At 59.2% G+C, this 16,677-nt stretch carries 17 protein-coding genes; 12 read left to right on the plus strand and 5 right to left on the minus strand.

What is annotated here, in order from left to right; all coding sequences use genetic code 11:
* The first annotated feature begins 1,479 nt into the window (after positions 1–1,479).
* Positions 1,480–1,839 (plus strand): hypothetical protein, encoded by a 360-nt coding sequence (locus AB8B20_RS03100; protein WP_439071658.1) that lies wholly within the window; start codon positions 1,480–1,482, stop codon positions 1,837–1,839.
* A 90-nt stretch (positions 1,840–1,929) separates the two neighbouring features.
* Here AB8B20_RS03100 and AB8B20_RS03105 read toward each other — a convergent pair whose 3' ends face one another.
* A complete protein-coding gene (locus tag AB8B20_RS03105) occupies positions 1,930–2,922 on the minus strand; it encodes a SphA family protein (RefSeq protein ID WP_439071659.1) in 993 nt (330 codons plus the stop codon).
* Positions 2,923–3,784: 862 nt separating this feature from the next.
* Here AB8B20_RS03105 and AB8B20_RS03110 point away from each other — a divergent pair.
* The 7 genes from AB8B20_RS03110 to AB8B20_RS03140 all read left to right on the plus strand — a co-directional run bounded on the left by AB8B20_RS03110 (position 3,785) and on the right by AB8B20_RS03140 (position 9,203).
* Positions 3,785–4,759 (plus strand): formylglycine-generating enzyme family protein, encoded by a 975-nt coding sequence (locus AB8B20_RS03110; protein ID WP_439071660.1) that lies wholly within the window; start codon positions 3,785–3,787, stop codon positions 4,757–4,759.
* Complete coding sequence (locus tag AB8B20_RS03115; protein WP_439071661.1) at positions 4,756–5,265, plus strand: hypothetical protein; 510 nt, start codon at positions 4,756–4,758, stop codon at positions 5,263–5,265. The genes AB8B20_RS03110 and AB8B20_RS03115 overlap by 4 nt, the downstream gene beginning before the upstream one ends.
* A gap of 14 nt (positions 5,266–5,279) precedes the next feature.
* A complete protein-coding gene (locus AB8B20_RS03120) occupies positions 5,280–5,741 on the plus strand; it encodes a YidH family protein (protein ID WP_439058295.1) in 462 nt (153 codons plus the stop codon).
* 94 nt (positions 5,742–5,835) lie between these two features.
* Positions 5,836–7,380, plus strand: a complete 1,545-nt coding sequence (locus AB8B20_RS03125) for an arylsulfatase (RefSeq protein WP_439058296.1) — start codon at positions 5,836–5,838, stop codon at positions 7,378–7,380.
* Positions 7,381–7,485: 105 nt separating this feature from the next.
* On the plus strand, positions 7,486–7,863 hold the full coding sequence (locus AB8B20_RS03130) for a DUF1622 domain-containing protein (RefSeq protein WP_439071662.1): 378 nt from the start codon (positions 7,486–7,488) through the stop codon (positions 7,861–7,863).
* 2 nt (positions 7,864–7,865) lie between these two features.
* Positions 7,866–8,855, plus strand: coding sequence for an HAD family hydrolase (locus AB8B20_RS03135; protein ID WP_439073014.1), 990 nt, complete (start codon positions 7,866–7,868; stop codon positions 8,853–8,855).
* Between the two features lie 30 nt (positions 8,856–8,885).
* On the plus strand, positions 8,886–9,203 hold the full coding sequence (locus tag AB8B20_RS03140) for a hypothetical protein (RefSeq protein ID WP_439071663.1): 318 nt from the start codon (positions 8,886–8,888) through the stop codon (positions 9,201–9,203).
* An 88-nt stretch (positions 9,204–9,291) separates the two neighbouring features.
* Here the strand turns inward: AB8B20_RS03140 and AB8B20_RS03145 are convergent, their stop codons facing one another.
* The 3 genes from AB8B20_RS03145 to AB8B20_RS03155 all read right to left on the minus strand — a co-directional run bounded on the left by AB8B20_RS03145 (position 9,292) and on the right by AB8B20_RS03155 (position 14,150).
* Positions 9,292–10,629 (minus strand): autotransporter family protein, encoded by a 1,338-nt coding sequence (locus AB8B20_RS03145; RefSeq protein ID WP_439073015.1) that lies wholly within the window; start codon positions 10,627–10,629, stop codon positions 9,292–9,294.
* Between the two features lie 6 nt (positions 10,630–10,635).
* A complete protein-coding gene (locus AB8B20_RS03150) occupies positions 10,636–12,999 on the minus strand; it encodes a beta strand repeat-containing protein (RefSeq protein ID WP_439071664.1) in 2,364 nt (787 codons plus the stop codon).
* Between the two features lie 986 nt (positions 13,000–13,985).
* Entirely contained in the window at positions 13,986–14,150 is a 165-nt protein-coding gene (locus tag AB8B20_RS03155; RefSeq protein ID WP_439071665.1) for a hypothetical protein, read from the minus strand.
* Between AB8B20_RS03155 and AB8B20_RS03160 the strand changes: the two genes are divergently transcribed.
* The 3 genes from AB8B20_RS03160 (at position 14,150) to AB8B20_RS03170 (ending at position 15,425) form a co-directional block, all read left to right on the plus strand.
* Positions 14,150–14,326 (plus strand): hypothetical protein, encoded by a 177-nt coding sequence (locus AB8B20_RS03160; RefSeq protein ID WP_439071666.1) that lies wholly within the window; start codon positions 14,150–14,152, stop codon positions 14,324–14,326. The two genes, AB8B20_RS03155 and AB8B20_RS03160, sit on opposite strands and share 1 nt — an antisense overlap.
* A gap of 343 nt (positions 14,327–14,669) precedes the next feature.
* A complete protein-coding gene (locus AB8B20_RS03165; RefSeq protein ID WP_439071667.1) occupies positions 14,670–14,924 on the plus strand; it encodes a hypothetical protein in 255 nt (84 codons plus the stop codon).
* 264 nt (positions 14,925–15,188) lie between these two features.
* Positions 15,189–15,425, plus strand: a complete 237-nt coding sequence (locus tag AB8B20_RS03170; protein ID WP_439071668.1) for a hypothetical protein — start codon at positions 15,189–15,191, stop codon at positions 15,423–15,425.
* A 94-nt stretch (positions 15,426–15,519) separates the two neighbouring features.
* On the opposite strand, the gene AB8B20_RS03175 is transcribed toward AB8B20_RS03170, so the two are convergent.
* Positions 15,520–15,696 carry a hypothetical protein gene (locus tag AB8B20_RS03175; protein WP_439071669.1) on the minus strand — a complete coding sequence of 59 codons (177 nt, stop codon included), beginning with the start codon at positions 15,694–15,696 and terminating at the stop codon, positions 15,520–15,522.
* A 95-nt stretch (positions 15,697–15,791) separates the two neighbouring features.
* Here AB8B20_RS03175 and AB8B20_RS03180 point away from each other — a divergent pair, with 95 nt between their 5' ends.
* Positions 15,792–16,037 (plus strand): hypothetical protein, encoded by a 246-nt coding sequence (locus AB8B20_RS03180; RefSeq protein ID WP_439071670.1) that lies wholly within the window; start codon positions 15,792–15,794, stop codon positions 16,035–16,037.
* Positions 16,038–16,677 lie beyond the last annotated feature (640 nt).

Here is a 16,677-nt window from a genome sequence, read left to right on the forward strand (position 1 = left end):
CGAGAACCCCGAGTCCCGCGAGCGTTACCAATATCATCGACAAGCCGAGCTCATCATGGCCGCCTTGGTAAAATTGCAACGCTGCGATGAAGGCAAATAAGCAAACGGCTAGCATAACCGCCTCAACAAGGATCTTCAACCAAACCCACCTTGCGGATAAGCGTGACGCTGCAAGCTTCGATCCGTAGCCCGCTAGAAGGGCGATCGGTACCAAGAAAATAAGCGCTCCGACGATAGTAGGCATCTTGAATTCTTCACCTTGGTCACCGGCCCTCATTGGGGCGGTCGCCGTTTGGTTGCTTGGACCGGGCGTCGCCTCGATGCGGATCTATCGTGCCGGATCTGTATCGCTCTGCCGGAGCGGGCTGGCTCTATCTTCGCCAGACCGATTCCACACCCAACAGAGTCCTGCGCATGACGCTAATCCCCCCAGCAGCATTGGCCAAACCAGAACTGCCGCCGTGTGGTAGGCTTCGATATCGACCCGTCCCAGCCAAAGTTTAGAGTGGATAAACATACAGATGATCGCAAAGATCACGTCGAGAATAGCGAAAAGAACCGCTGCTGCGATCAGCAATGCAACTCTCCTAAGAATACTCATCGACATGTCGGGCTTTTTCAATATTACAATCGGCCGGAAAGGTCTCGTTCTTTGGTCAGCAGAGCAAGAGCATGGGAAGTCCCGGTGAATCCTAACGTGTTCCAGATGCTTGCCGGCCTTTTCGCCGCGCCGCTGCTCTGGCTCGCGTGGGGCTTTCTTAGCGCCACGTTTGATGGTCGAGATTTCTCGGCTGCCATCGGATGGATCATTCTGCCTTTTGGATCGCTAACGGGATTGTTCCTCTGGTTGGGCCGCGTTCGAAACGCGAGGCAGAATCCTGACTCACCATAGCCTGAGCTTTGGTCTGTGATCGCTGCGCCGCATCTCGCCGCAGAAGGCGCGAGCGACTTCAGGCTGCGGCGCCACGATGTTGGCGATGATACACTTAACGGCCATTTTGCTCTTCGCTCGTCGGTCAGAAGCGAGGCACAGTCTGACTAGTTCGGGCGATTGACTTTTATACTGGCGGTCTCAGCCGACAGTTCCCGCAGGGCGCGCTCTGCTTCTTTTTGGATATCATCCAAGCTGCATCCGAATGTGACTGGCAACGACACTGCTTTCTCAGGTGTATCGTCCCATGCAAGAGTGACGAGGGACCGCCTTCGCGAGAGATCATGAGTGACTGCTGCAATCGTTACAGTTTTAGGCATCTAAACTCCGTTATTGGACGCGCGTTGAGGTCTCCTATAGTGAGCGAACAGTTCTGATTAGGCAACGCGCCTTATTCGTGTGCTCGGCACCAGGCTGCACGGTCTCCGACTGGCAGAATGACCTGTGGTACGCTTGGGGACACTTCGTGTCGTTCTTTACTACATTCCACCACGCGCCAGAGCGGCCTTCGCCAATGATGACGTAGTGCCGTTTAAGAGGAGGCGGGAATGACGTTCACTGAAAAGGCCATGGCCATGACCGACGATCAATCGAGAAAACTGAAAATTGGCGCCCGCGTCCATTGGAAGAACGACGCAGGCGACGTCGGCATCGTTACTGAGAACACCTGGAGCGGTGTGGTCATCAATTGGGACAATCGCGGACCTCGGGCGATCATGCCTAACGATATGGCCGATGTATCGCTCGACTCTCGTCCGGTGCGCTGGTGCGTGCGAAGGGTGGTGAGTACATCGTCAAACAGAAGACCAGATTTCCGTCCGGCTTGCACGGTGCTCATTCCGTCACGTTCCTGCTCCCGACCGGTGTCCCTTATCCAGAAGGAGATCCGGGACATTCATGCGTGGTGATTGAAGAAACCGGCCTCACAAAGGGCGCTGGTTGCCGCTGAAATTCACCGCAAGATGTGCGTGAGGCAGCCCAAGTTGGGCTGCCTAGCATTATTTCGATTTGACCGCTCCGGCGCGAACGTTCGCGTCCATCGCGATCGGTAAGGACACTGTCAGAAAGCCGGAAGTGCCCTCCATCCGATTTTCCACCGCAAATTCGCGGAAGACCTTGAGCCGCGTTGAAATGGGAAGCTTGCCAACTTCAAAAGTGTAGCCGATCGATCCGCCGAGAGCGACGACGCGCCCTTCAAATGACCCGAGGCGAGCGCCGCTTCCGGAATCGGCGGTCAACTGCTGATAATAATAGCCGACCAGGCCAAGTGTGAATTCCTTGGTCAGGTACTTCGTGGCCGCCCATTCAAGATGAAATTCGTCGCCGCTCTTGTAGTCCGTAGCCGTGTTGGGCTGATTGAACGTGAAGCCCGCGCTTGCGGAGAGATCCCAGCCCAGTGTCGGATCGAGCCACGTCAGCGCCGTGAAGACGTCAATGGCCGGGCGGTTCAGCGACGCGTTCGAGAGCTGCCCGGGCACGTAAGTCCCGGACGGGATCACACCGCCGACACCCACTTGCCAGTGGAAATTTCCGGAATGCCAGCCGACGAAGGAGTTGATGAAGAAATCGCTGAGAGCCAGTTCGGAATCTACTGCGTTGACGCCGATCGGTCCGAAGCGCGGCGAATTCACCAAGAGATTTGCGTTTACGCGCGGCTCTCCGAAGGGCGTGGTCAACGAGAATGCCAGGTCGCCACCAAAGATCTTGGCGGGCGTCACCCAGATCGTTGTCGGGAGGTTGATCCAAGTCTCCTGCGACACATTTGCGACAAGCAGGCCGCCCGTGGGCAAGGTTCTGCCGCCACCCAGTTTTCCGCTGTAGAAGTATGTGTCGTCCTGGAAGTACACGCCTGGTGGAGGAGTGATGCCGGCGCCAGGCCCCCGTGTCCCCAGCAAATAGGCGCCTGTCGCTCCTTCAGCGGCTCTCGCAGAACGTGGGGCGCACGAGAGCGCAATAAACGCAAGAGCCGCAGCACCGAACGCACGTCTCATCTGGCACCCCTACCGTATGATAGAACGCTCGATTCAATGGCAAATCGAGTGGCACCATGTATTCACAGCTTCTGCGCTCTTTCAACCGGCACACTTTTCCAATGGACGATGGTCCGCTTCAGTCATCACAGATGGGAACGTGTCCAATTGAGTAAAACTGACCACGCATTCACCCACTCGTTTTGAGAAGCAGCGCATCCGTCAAATGGAACTGTTATTTGCATGATTGACGTCCGAGATAATATGCGCAGACTGGAGCAAATCCGAAGATGACTGCGTCCGATTGCGGACAAAAGCGATATCCCGAGATAGCTCTCCTGAAGTGTAGTGTGCTGCATCTTGAAAGGGTCGAAAATGCATTCGTTCGTGATGGACTCTATCCGGCGGGTCGGTCGTCTGCCGAAACTTTCCACTAGATCAACGTGCGCAGTCGCGATTTTTTGCGCCTGCGTTGTGTGGAATGCTGCACCTGCATCTGCATTCAGCCCAGACACCGGCCTCCATCAGCAAATTCGCAATGACAGTGACGTAACGCAGGTGCGGGCGCGCGGAGGCGTTGCGGTGCGTACGAGAACGGCGGTCGGCCCAAGAGGCGGCGTGTATCACAGTAGAACGGTTGTTCGCCGAGGAGCCGTGGTGCGTCCCGGGTATGCCGGCGGCGGGGTTCGATGGGCTCGTCCCTACGGCTGGCCCAGGGGAGGCGCGATAGCGGCGGGAGCGGCGATTGGAGTCGTAACCGCCGCGACTGCTGCAGCCTGGGCAGGCACTCCTCCGGCACCCGGGATGTGCTGGTACTACACGGACCCATCGCGCACCCAAGGTTTCTGGGACTATTGCCGGTAGATGCCGGGAGCAGCCTGTCATGACACTGTCGGACGCCCCTCCGGAACAGATTGAACGGCCGGTCGACGTCTCGGACATGATCCGGATTCCGGGCGGCATATTCCGAATGGGATCCGATGACCATTACCCGGAAGAAGCGCCCGTTCACCGAGTAAAGGTGGAGGGCTTCCGGATCGACCGCACGCCTGTGACGAACCGCCAGTTCAAGGCGTTTGTCAGAGCGACCGGCTACAAGACGTTTGCCGAACTTCCGCCGGACCCGAAGGACTATCCGGGTGCGCTGCCGAACATGCTGTACGCCGGGTCTTTGGTGTTTGCGCCGCAGCAGAGTGTGACCAATCTGCGCGACTGGAGCCAATGGTGGCAGTTCTTGAAGGGTGCCGATTGGCGTCATCCGTACGGACCGAAGAGCAACATCAACGTCCTCGATCATCATCCGGTCGTGCATGTGTCGTTCGCCGATGCCTTGGCCTATTCGCAGTGGGCGGGCAAAGACCTGCCGACCGAGGCCGAATGGGAATTCGCGGCGCGCGGCGGTCTCGACGGTGCTGAATTCGCATGGGGCGACGAGTTCACGCCGGACGGGGTCCATATGGCCAACACCTGGCAAGGTGAGTTCCCCCGTCAGAACGTGAACACGGACGGATATGAGCGCACTTCTCCGGTGACGGCATTCCCGCCGAATGGCTATGGCGTTCACGACCTGATCGGCAACGTTTGGGAATGGACGACAGACTGGTATGCGCCAAAGCATGATGCTGATGCGCCCAAGGCCTGCTGTATTCCGGAAAACCCGCGCGGCGCTCGGGAAGAGGGCAGCTACGACGCGGCCCAGCCTAACATCAGGATTCCGCGCAAGGTCATCAAGGGCGGGTCGCATCTGTGCGCGCCGAACTATTGCCGCCGCTACCGGCCAGCGGCGCGGCATGCGGAGCAGGTGGACACATCAACCAGCCATCTGGGATTTCGCTGTGTCGTGCGGGGCATGACATGACGGCTGCTCCTACTTCAGCGTTCGCGCGCCTCCTGACGTCCGCCGCGATCGTGCTGTCCGTCGTCCTCCTGTTGCTCGGCGCCTACCGATACGGGTGGTCGATGGAAATCCACCGTCGGTTCTGGGTGGATATCTTCGAGCGCCTCCACGGACCGATGACGTTCCGCTTCTATCTGCAGCCGACGATGGCGCTGCTGGCGGCACTCCCCGACGGCATCCGGGATGCACGGCTCGGCCACCGCTCGTTCTTCTGGTCGGCTTGGTGGGACCGTAACGCCTCCACGGGGCGGCTGCGGGAAGGTGTAACATCCGTCGCGCGCATCGTGCTGCTCGGCATCAGCATGGACGTGATCTACCAATTCAAAGTGCTCGACCGTTTCTACCCGGTGGAAGCGTTGATGATGGCGATCATGCTCGCTGTCATTCCATATTTCGTCTTCCGATGGATCGTCGAGTTGATTGCTCGTTGGTGGTTCGCGCGAACGGGCACGGGCAAGGCTATGTAACACAAGGACGTTCGATGATCGAAAGCGTGTCCTCCAAGTCCCCCGCCGACCAGATATCGGTCGAACTGTCGTCGCGTCGGACCGGGATGTCGTTTCAAAGGACGCGCATGAGCGCGGATCGCACCCTGATGTCCGTGATCCGGACGTCACTGTCGCTGATCTCGTTCGGCTTCACGATCTCGCAAGTGTTCGAGAAACTGCGCGACCAGAACGTGATCACGCACGGCGCTCCCGCGCGCAATTTCGGCGTGACGCTGGTGGCGCTCGGCATCCTGATGCTGATCGGCGGATTGATTTATCACCTGCAGTTCATGGTCCAACTGCGTGAAGAGCGGAAGATGATGGCTGCCGACGGGTTGATCCACGCCCAGAGCGGCTTTCCGGTGTCGCTGACACTGATCACCGCGGTAATCCTGCTGTTCATCGGCATCGCCGCCATCGTCAGCATGATGTTCCAGGTCGGGCCGTTCGGTTGAAAGTGGAGCGCCGACGCGTCCCGTCGAGACGACAATCAGTTTGAGACCAGAAGCGACCTCGAATTCGACAGATGTAGGAATGGGAGTTGATCGAATGGCCAAAAGCAGCAAGCCGAACATCATCATGATCATGGCCGACGACGTCGGCATCTGGAACATCAGCGCCTATCACCGGGGCATGATGGGTGGCAGCACTCCGAACCTAGACCGTATCGCGCGCGAGGGCGCGCTCTTCACCGACTACTACGGACAGCAGTCATGCACTGCGGGACGCGCGGCATTCATCACGGGGCAGACGCCTTTCCGGACGGGACTATTGAAAGTCGGATTGCCGGCGGCGAAACAGGGCCTGCAGGACTCGGATCCGACCATCGCCGAATTCCTTAAGCCCCTCGGCTATGCGACAGCGCAGATCGGCAAGAACCATCTGGGCGATCGCAACGAATATCTGCCTACGGTCCACGGCTTCGACGAGTTCCACGGTATCCTCTACCACTTGAATGCAATGGAAGAACCCTACTACCCGGATTATCCGAAAGACGAGAAATTCCGTACAAAGTTTGGCCCGCGCAACATTATCAGTACCGTTGCTACAGACGTCGACGATGCAACCGAGGATCCGCGTTGGGGCCGCGTCGGCAAACAGAAGATCACCGACGCCGGTCCACTTCCGCCGCATCCGGGCATGGACCCCGCCGCAAAGGTGAGTATGGAGGACATCGACGCCGATCTGGTGAAGCGCTCATGCGATTTCATTGAGCGCTCCGTGAAGGCCGAGAAGCCGTTCTTCCTTTGGCACAACTCCACGCGGTGCCATTCCTGGACGCATCTGTCCAAACAATGGGACGGCAAGACCGGCTATGGCTTGTTTGCCGATGCGATGGCCGAGTTGGACTGGGTCGTAGGCGAGCTGCTCGCCAAGCTGGACGAACTCGGCATTGCCGACGAAACGATCGTGATGTTCACCAGCGACAATGGTGCTGAAATCTTCAGTTGGCCCGATGGCGGCAATCATCCGTTCCGCGGCGAGAAAGGCACTGTCTACGAAGGGGGGTTCCGGGTCCCCATGCTCGTCAAGTGGCCTGGGGTCATCAAGCCGGGCACCATTATCAACGAAATCGTGTCGGCCGAAGACTGGATGCCGACCCTCGTCGCGGCGGCCGGCGGTGATCCGGATCTGAAGGCGAAGCTGCTCACCGGCTACAAGGCCGGAGAGAAGACCTTCAAGAACCATCTCGACGGCTACAATTTCATGCCGTTCTTCGAAGGAAAGGTAGCGGAAAGTCCCCGCCGGGAATTCTTCTACTTCAGCGACAACGCCGACCTCATGGCCGTGCGCTACAACGAGTGGAAGATCACCTTCAAGACCATCGTCGGCAACCTGTTCACGGGCAAGGAAGACTCTACCAATGTCCCGCTCGTAACCAACCTGCGCGTTGACCCGTGGGAGCGATACCAGACCGAGTCGACGTCCTACGGCGAATGGTGGGGGAAGGCATTGTGGGTCATGATGCCCGCCATGGGTATCATGGGTCAGTTCCTCGCTACCTTCAAAGATTACCCGCCCAGCCAAGCTTCCGGATCACTCAGCATTGAGAAGGCATTGCAGGCGTTGCAGGAGGGGGGCCGTAAGAACTGAACAGCGCGCAGCAATCGTGGAGCGACAGCGGACGATGACGGCATAGACATCGTCCGCTCGAAACCGGTCGGGGCGACGTTCAGTCCGAAGCGGGAATGACGACGCATGAAAGAGTGGCTGATCTATGCGACCGAGAACGCCATCGTCGTCATCGATGCGCTGGCGCTCGTCATCATCGTCGTGGGCACGGTGGAGGCCTTCTTCAGCGGCATGCGTGCGATGCTGGGGTCGCCGTCCGGGCATGAGCGGCGCGACGTCTGGCTGCGCTATGCACGCTGGCTGGTGGCGGGTCTGACGTTCCAGCTTGCCGCTGACATCGTCGAGACTTCGATCACGACCGATTGGAACGCGACAGGGCGGATCGCCGCCGTCGCGCTGATCCGTACATTCCTGAACTACTTCCTCGATCGCGATCTGGAGGAAGTGCGCGGGCGGCAGCGCGAGACAGGCGCAGCGCCGGCGAAGCCGGTAGGAGAGAATTGACGATGCCCACCAGACGACGCCTGTTGGCCCTCCTGTTCGCGTTGTCGGTCATCGACGTCGCCGCCGCGCAGCCGTCGACGGATCCGTTGCCGTCGTGGAACGAGGGGGCGGTCAAGAAGTCCATTACGGATTTCGTCTCGCGGGTGACGACGGAGGCCGGTCCAGGCTTCGTGCCCGTTGCCGAGCGTATCGCCACCTTCGACAATGACGGTACGCTGTGGTCCGAACAGCCCGCTTATTTCCAGGCCGCCTTCGCGATCAATCGTGTCAAGGCGATGGCCCCGCAGCATCCGGAATGGAAGAAGCAACAGCCCTTCAAGGCATTGCTCGACGGAGATATGAAGGCGCTGGCCGCTTCGGGTCAACGGGGCATGTTGCAGATCGTCGCCGCCGCGCATAGCGGCATGACTACGGATGAATTTTCGAAGTCGGTCGTCGAATGGATCTCGACCGCGCGGCATCCGCGCTTCGGCCGTCCCTACACGCAGCTTGTGTACCAGCCTATGCTGGAGCTTTTGGCCTACCTTCGGGCAAACGGCTTCAAGACCTTCGTCGTCTCTGGCGGCGGGGTCGAGTTCATGCGGCCATGGATGGAAAAGGTCTACGGCATTCCGCCCGAACAGGTGATCGGCTCCAGCGGCGTCGTCAAATTCGAGATGGGCGCGGATGGGAAACCGGCGCTGCGCAAGACATCCAAAATCGAGTTCGTAGACGACAATCAAGGAAAGCCTGTTGGCATCAACCGTTTCATCGGCCGCCGTCCGATCTTTGCATTCGGCAATTCCGATGGTGATCTCCAGATGCTGCAATGGACGGCAGCCGGTCAAGGCGCGCGCTTCATGGGGATCGTGCACCATACCGACGCCGAGCGAGAGTACGCGTATGATCGTCAATCGAAGGTCGGCAAGCTCGACAAGGCGCTGGATGAAGGCACCGCGAAGGGCTGGACGGTCGTCGACATGAAACAGGACTGGAAGACGGTTTTTCCTTGATCTCGAAGGCGCAACCTGAGGAGCAAACGAATGTACAGACCGATGCTTGCTGCTATCGTGTGTCTTGTCTCCTTTGCCGCGACAGCGGAGGAAGACTCGAAACCGGCGATCAAGAAATGGCGGGCCTGTGCCGACGCCACAGCAACCCGATACGCAAAAAGCTCGGAAAGCGCTCTCGTTGTCTCGCGCTTAGCAATATTGTCGTGCCGCGCTGAGAAACAAGCAGCTTGGCAAGCGATGTCGCAGGAAAGCGGGGCACACTTTGCTGACGATTACGTCGAAACAGTCGAGCGTCGATATACCGATTTGCTTGCGATCGATGTCATAGAAATGCGGCTGAAACACTGAATTGACGCGCAAAGCATCTATGAAAATTGCAACTGCAAGACGCCGTCAGAACGGTCTTGGGAGATACATCTCGCATGATGGCAGGCGCTTACCACGCAAAGCGCATTCCTACTTTGCCATCATATGCAGATCCCGCACCGTCGAAGCGGGCCTGGTAGGACGCGTTGGCATAAAGGGTGACGTCGGCCGAAAGTTGCCCGCTGGCACCGATGTTGATTTCGCCAAACAGGCCGCCGAGATCTGCACGGAACGGAATGAAACCCGTCTCGGATGAGAATGACGTGACCGGATTGCCTCGGAATTCGTTCCAGAGATTGGGCCGAATCCATGCAGTCACGCTGCGCGGCCCGCCATCGATCGACCAGGTGCGGCCGAAGCGGGCACCGATGCGGCCGAGCAGAGAGTCGGCGTTGTCGAAGCGGATGAGTGCGGCTCCATCGCTCGCATTTGCGAATGCTATGCTCTGATAGATCATTTGCACCTGCGGCTCGATGAAATAGCCGTCCGCAAACCGGAACGGATGCCCGGCCTCGACCGATGCTGCCAGACCCTGACCGCTGGTGTTAAGCGTCGCCAGTCCCCGATGGGCGCTGCTATCGACGTCATAGAACGTCCCCTGAAGGATCGTGTCGGTGTACCAGCCTTGTGGCCCGAAGTGGGTCCAGTAGCCGCCGAGGCTGTAGGCATCGAAGTTGCTGTTGCCCTGCACCCCGCTGATATGCGTCACGCGGCCGCGGTCGTTGCCGATGGCAAAATAGACACCGGCCTGGTCCCGGCTGCCATCTGGTTTGTCGTGTCGATAGACGTCCATGCCACCCTGAAGTCCGCCGAACGAATAGCTGTACTGCGGCCCGCTGCCGAAGATTCCGAGCCGGTCTCCGTTCTGGTGCCCGGTGACGCCGATGATGCGCGCCCAGCCGACTTTGCCGTTTTCAGGGTTCGAGCGGTTTCGCTGATCTTCCTCCTCGCCGACGCGCTCATGCAGCGTGTCCAGGAGCGAACGGCCGTAGAGCAGCGCCATCGAGGGAATCGCTGCATAGAGCGATGTCTCGGGCCGGTAATTCGCGGGGGCCGGGGTTGGCTGGGCGCAGGCCGGGTTCGTCGGCTCCAGGGCGCAGTTGATCCGCGAGCGCAGATACCAGTCATCGGGGTTGCTGGCATCGATGATGCTGCTGCGGTGGAGCGTGTAGTCGTAAGGCCCGGCCGAGACGGGACCCGCAAGGACGAAGGTGCCTGGGGCGGTCGTACCGCCATTGATGGCATCGATCACGAGGATGCCGTTGCCGCGCGTCAGGTCGCCGCGCCCGATGGTGTTCGCTATCCGAAGAGGGGACAGGCCCGTCGCAGTGCCGCCGTCGATCACGAGGCGATCAGACGGCGCGCTGTCGTTGCCCAGATAGGTGTTCAGCCCGATGATGCCGTTGATGCCGACCTAATTCACGGTCGTGAGCGTCTTGTAGCTCGACAGCAGACTGGCGTCGCCGGTCGGCGGGGTGAACTGGATCAGGCTCGGATCGTTGACCAGATTGGTGACGTTGGAGCTGCCGGTCATGATCCAGGTGCTGTTGTCGAGCAGCGTGACGTTCGAGGCGCTGCCGGGCGCGGTGAAGGCGGACCCGATGACGGTCGTTCTGGACAACGTCACATTGGCAAGACCGGGGACCACGGGCAGGGCTGCGGGCGGCGGGAAGATGATCGGGATTTCCGTGCCTTCCGGATCGGTGATGCCGGGCGGTCCGGAGTCAGGCGCGCTCAGCGGCGAGAAGTTGGCGATGGTCCCGACGCGCAGCCACTGACCGCTGCCGGACACGGAGGAGTTCGTCAGTGAAACGTTGCCGTTGCCGCCGACGCCGATGGTCGGGCCGTCTATATTGGTGATGCTGCTCCCGGTGAAGTTGGCGTTGGAGACTTGCCCCGGTGCGCCGGCGACATACAGGCCCATGGCGTTGGCACCTGTGGCACGGACCGCAGAGTTGATGCCCGTCAGGAGACCGCCGCCTTCGGCGACCCCGCCGTTGCCGACGTTGCCCGTCGTGAGAACCGAGGTGGCACTGATATTGACCGACGATCCGAGGTCGCGTGCATGGAGACCGTTCGATCCGAGGCCTTCGGTGAGGACGGACGTGCGATTGGCGTTGACCGTGCCTGCCGTGATGGCCCGAAGGCCCGCAGAGAGATTGCCATGGGTCGTGATCGAGGAATTGTCGAGCGTGATGACGGACGGCGCGACCAGGAAATGCTGCACTGATACGGCCCCGTGCGCCAACTCTCCGAAGGTCTCGACGGAAATGCCCGACCCATTCAAGGTGGCGGGGAATTGCAAACCCGCCTGTTCGACAGTGGCATAAAGGCCAATGCTGCTGGTGCCGAGCGTTCGGATGGAATTGCCGTTCAGGATCATCGTGCCGCCGTCGTCAGCGACGGCGCCCATGGCAACTAGACCCTGCGTTAAAACTGAGGTGCCGTTGGCCATGAGGATGCCACCGGGGTTACGCGCGGCCAGTCCATGAGGATAGGCGCTTAGCCTGACGGAATCGCCAAACGTCGTCACTGAGCCGCCGTTCAAGGTAATGTTGCCGCCAAGGTCTGCAAGCGCGCCCATCGCGTTGTCCGGCCCGCGGGTGACGATGGTGACGTTGTTTGCGACGATCGATCCGTTCGTGGCGGCGAATGCGGGACCGTCGCGTCCTTCCGTGGTGACCGATCCGCCGCTCATCTCCGCACTTCCCCCAGCATTGACACGGAGGCCGTAACCGACCGCAGCGGTGCTTCTGATGGTGCTGTCGATGAACGTCGCGGTCGAACCCGCATCCTGTACCAGCACGCCCGTATTGTTCGCGGAGAACAGCGAACTATTAGTGAACTGGGCCGTACCACCATTGAAGATCAAAGCGGCAGGCGCTCGGGTTCCTGACACGGAAATCGTCGTATCGAAGACGGATGCGATTGATTCTGCATCCTGCACCGAGATGCCGTTACCGCGTTGTCCTGTGGTTGTGATCGTGCTGTTGCGAAGCTCAATGAAACCACCTGACAGCACCCGCGCTGCCGACGATGGATCAGTGTCCGCCGAAGCCGTCGAACTCGTGTTGATTGCGGTCGCCATCAAGAAAATCGAGCCGCCGTTCTCCGCGCGCGCTGCGCTCGCCAATAAGCCCGACGTGCTGATGGAGATGTCGCTTCCAACCATCTGGCTTCCGCTTCCTGTTGCAAACAATCCATGACTGCCGATCGGACCGACGGTGTTCTGAACGCCGGTCGTCGAAATCGCCGCAGCGTTTCCGATATTGATAATACCGCCGCCCTCGGCCATCACCGCGATAGCACCGCGAGACGCTGTCGAAACGCCGCCGCCGGATATGCCGATCGTGCTACCAAGTCCGGTCGCCACGATGCCGCGATTGTTCAAGCCGTTCCCGCCGCCGAGCATCTGCAGGAATGTGTTGGTGAGGGTAATGGCGGTGCCTGCTTCCGCGATCGCGCCAGTCATGTTGCTGGCAGTGGTGGTGCCGTTCGGCGGTCCCATGGTGATCGACGACCCTGTCGCGTCGATCCGGCTTCCGGAGCCTGTGGCGCGGAGGCCAATTTCACTGGCCGATGTCGCCGTCGTGGTCGCCGTGGTCCGGAGCGTGCTGCCATCAAAGATAATTCGGCTGCCCGATTGGGCGAGGGCACCTGTCGTCGTCGCGGCAGTGAGGTTCTCTGTGATTCCGTTCGCTGTTATCTGCCCCGCATTGGAAGCGCTGAGGCCTACGGCGCCTGCGGGAGTGACATTGAGGGTCGTGCCAGACGGCACAGTGCATGCCGTTCCGTTGGCCGTCGGCGGCGTTGGGCAAACCTGCGCGGACCCGGAAGATGCTTCTGCCATCAATGCAGCGAACGCGAGCAAACACGCCGCCACATGGCGTCGTGATGCAATTCGAACCCTCCACGCAAACGTCATCGTGGCACCTCAAGGCGCATTCGAACGCTGTCATGTTCAAGTCAGGACGCTGTCGGTGTTCTACACTCGCGTCGGCATCTTCAGCCCATAGACCCGCATTGTTCGCCGTTTCTCGGCCATATCATCTGCTTGGCGGAAGTAGCCGAAATTGTGTCGCGCAACTCGGACGATCATTTTGGTCCGCCGGTGTGTTGGTCGCGCCACTAAATGGTCAGTGATGCGGACCTAATAGCCTTTCAGGTCACAAGCTGTTTTGCAGCCAACGCATCGCCAATGGGTCGGAGCGCGCGTCACCTGCAAATCCGATCTGACCGAGGATGTCGAGCGCTCTGCTCAAGGCATCGCATCAAAGATTGGGAAACGGCCGTCCTCCCACATACGACCAACGCGTTGCGAGTTCCGGCGGAGGATTACAAGTTTATTGTGCTGTGCGGTTTCACGTTTTTCGTGCGCGTCTGCGCAACGTCCGACAAGCCTGCGGGCACCATGTCCTTGAACGCAAACGTGAACTGCTGAGGCTGGCAGGCTAGTTGGCCCGCGGAACTCCTGCTGGGGAACCGCATTATTTGGGCTGAAAAACTCGAGGTGTGTCATGTCCACAAGACGAGACGATGCCCTTAACAGCCAGTCCGAAAAAGGCCCCACCGAAAAGTCCGGAGGGAAGTCGGAAGGCTCCAGCAAAAAGATAAAAGATGAAGCGGAAGAGCGCGCCAAGGGGTGGCGGAATTCAGGTCTAAATCCCCCTGATTAATGACGGAACGATTTTAGACTACACAGCTTCAAATCGGCAGTTGTGGCCTGTCATTCGCCCACCTTCGGGAGTGCCAATGCCGACAGTGTTAGTAGTCGAGGACGAAGTCCTCATCCGGGATGTTGTCTGCGAGGAGCTGGCGGACGCGGGCTTCGAGGTGATTGAGGTCGGCACTGCTGATGAGGCCATTGCGGTCCTCGAAGCGCGCGAGGACGTCCATCTCGTCTTCACCGATATCGACAGCCGGGTTCAATGGACGGTATCAAGCTCGCTGCCGCTGTCCGCGACCGCTGGCCGCCCGTCCACATCATCATAACGACCGGCAAGGTTCGGTCACTGAGTATACCGGCCAACGCGCTGTTTATTCCCAAGCCATATCTCGGCAAGAACATTGTCGCCGCGATGCGGACATTCGAGAACATGGGCTAGCTCTTCGGCCATGGAGAGGGAGTCTCAAACGGTGGCCTTGCTACCTGTTCGATGATCTCCCCGCAGTTTGGGCACTCAAATGTCCTGAGTTCAACGCCCTCAGCCATCGGCGATCTTCGCATCAAATAGGTACGCGTCGAGCATTTCGCACAGTGCGGGCGGGTAATGTGGTCGGTGTTGGGCAGCATCACTATCTCTCGACGACGGCCTGAATTTACACCCCCGCAGGATACCCAAGCCACCAAAACTTTTACCGCTCAAGCAGTGCGACCCCTCACGTCTGGATTCCGGTTGACTCTTTTGTTCTCTTTTTGTTCTATGCGCCATCATCCGGAATTGGCTCATGGCACTCGACCACATTAAGGCCGAGATCGCGCGCGTGCGCGTGCAGATCAAGCGGCAACAGAAAGATATCTCATCCCTCCAGAAGGCCGGCATCAGTACCGCGTCCGCCGTCGCCCTTCTGGAGCGGATGCAGGACAAGGTCGAGGGGCTTTGCCAGGAGCGCGACCGGCTGAACGGCGAGGAGCGGCTGAAGCAGCGGACCTATCCCGGCGGCAAAGCCCTTCGGGGCGTACCAGACCATCGCAGGATGTGATGGACAACCTCCGGCGGTTTCCGGCGCCTTGGGTGGCGGAAGAGGATAGGGACTGCTTCCGCGTGAAGGATGCGAACGGCTTCATGATCTGCGTCGTCCTGCACAGGGAAGACCTTCACGCTCGTAACTACCAATACGCCAACGAGTCCCTGTCACGTGACGAGGCCCGGCGGATTGCTAAGGGCATCTCGCGCTTGCCTGAGCTGATGAGGCGCCCGCCCTACTAGGAAGTTGGCGTTATGCTTTTCATTTCAGGTGCGAAAGATGACCAACAAGCTTGCATGGTCCGAGGACCAACTCGCCAAATTGAAATCCATGGCAGAGGCAGGAGCTTCTCCTGTACGAGTGGCGGCAGCACTGAACCGCAACACGGCGTCGGTCAGGGTTATGGGCCGCAAGATCGGCATTACCTTCAAGGGTGTGCGCGAAGCCAAGAGAGAGCGGGACGCCAAGATCGCTGCTGCTCAACAAGCGGAAGGTCGTGTCGCGGAACGTTTCTAATAACCACACATTCCATCAGCGAGGCTGCCCCCAACGTGGCTTCGAAACGGCCCGTCGCATTGGAGTCCTCCGGTGCGGCGGGCTTTTTTGTTGATCAGTGAGTGTTGGTGTCTTTCCACTTCTCCAAGTCCGGCTTTGGCGTATCAGGCAGGCTCGGGTCAGTGGTATTCTGAGCGTTCTGTTTCCAGGGCTCGTTACTCTGTGATTGCTTACCCCAGTCCTGCTTATCGCGGTCGTCATCGCTTGGCGGGTTTGTTTTCTCGGCGCTCATGGTCGGTCCTTTCATCTATATGTTCGTAACCTCCGGTTTAATCGTGTGTTCCCCGTTTGCGCGGAACGAATCCAATTTGTGCCGTTTGAATAGGCATGAGAAACAACCCTGGCCGACTGGTTCACCTCGCTGTCCTCATGGAAGAGGCGATTCAGATTGCATGGGATTATCTGGAACGGGCAGGCGAGATCGAGGACGCAGAGTTCTGCTCGCACATTCTGCTCCGCTCGGTTGAAACCATGATCCGGCAGGGGGTAAGGAGCCGCCTGCTGCTCTCAAACAGAGCTATTACTCAATACATGGAAGCTCTCGAAGCGCGCACGCTTCAAGCGGCCTCGTAGAAGGGTCATGACGATGGTGATGAATGGCTCGTCGATAAGTGGCTGGCTTATTGTCAGGCCGAAAAATGCCGACGGTCGAACCGACGGCCCGAAGAGAAGTAGAGGGCGACGATAACCTAGGACTTGGTGTCCTCGTCATTTTCTTGATGGTGCTGGGCTTGCCCTTGTTGCTCTTGCCTAGAGCCACGCAACGGACATCAGAAATACTGCGGTCGCAATGAGCGCCACAGCCGTCGCCGCCGCAATCGTCATTGAAAGCACGCGCATGCCGTAGCGAAGCGGATGCGCACCCGATCATCAAGAGCGTATTGCCAGGATCAGATATGCAGAGCAGAATCACTCAATGGTGGACAGACACGCACGACCAGGGGCAAGAGGCGGAACTCGCCGCCGCGCTGGCCGTCATGTTGGCAGCGGTCGCTACGGCGAGCATACGGTCCCTCTACGACTCCCTGTGAGTCTGACTGAGAAGGTCAACGCGTTAGTTTCGGCCAAGGGCCGGAAGCTTCCACTCATCGTTGTTGGAAAACCAAGCGAAGCCGCCGTCGTTGGGCCGTAAATTTATTCTCGGCTTGGATCTGGGGACGACTCTTGGGGTTGCCAGAGTATTCACGGATGGAGATCTTGATGCCCAGACAAT

The sequence above is a fragment of the Tardiphaga sp. 866_E4_N1_4 genome (assembly GCF_052076075.1).
GTDB classification, from domain to species: domain Bacteria; phylum Pseudomonadota; class Alphaproteobacteria; order Rhizobiales; family Xanthobacteraceae; genus Tardiphaga; species Tardiphaga robiniae.